Annotated in this window: 1 pseudogene; it reads left to right on the top strand. The window is 69.2% G+C overall.

Annotation, left to right across the window (positions count from 1 at the left end):
* Positions 1 to 660, top strand: a pseudogene (locus tag IPZ69_RS46770) (cholesterol oxidase); the annotation flags it as partial.

Consider the following 660-nt stretch of genomic DNA (forward strand, 5'->3'; position numbering starts at 1 on the left):
CGACCGCAGGAAGAAGGACCGGGGGCGGACCTTCACAGCGCGGCGGGTGGTGCTGGCCGCGGGGACCTACGGCACGCAGACCCTGCTGCACCGGATGAAGGCGAACGGCCAGCTGCCCTACCTCTCCGACCGGCTGGGCGACCTGACCCGCACCAACTCCGAGGCGCTGGTGGGCGCGCAGACCGACAACCGCCGCTACCGCAAGGCGCACGGCACGCCGAAGGCCGACTTCACCCGGGGCGTGGCGATCACGTCCTCGATCCACCCGGACGAGAACACCCACATCGAGCCGGTCCGCTACGGCAAGGGCTCCAACGCCATGGGCGTCCTGGCCATCCTCCAAGTCCCTTACTCCGAAGGCACATCCAGGATCGCGGCTTGGCTGGGCAACGCCGCCCGCCATCCGGTTTCGGCCGTGCGCTCCCTGTCCAACCGCCGCGGGTCGGAGCGGACCATCATCGGGCTGGTGATGCAGTCCCTGGACAACTCCCTGACGACATTCCTGAAGCCGACAGGTGTCGGCAAGGGACTGCTGTCCGCCCGGCAGGGACACGGCGCACCCAACCCGAAGCAGATCAGGGCCGCCACCGAGAACGCCTCCGCCCTCGCCGAGGAGATCAACGGATTCGCCATCTCGAACGTGGGTGAGCTCACGGGCCG

Source organism: Streptomyces olivochromogenes (genome assembly GCF_021538895.1).
GTDB lineage: Bacteria > Actinomycetota > Actinomycetes > Streptomycetales > Streptomycetaceae > Streptomyces > Streptomyces olivochromogenes_A.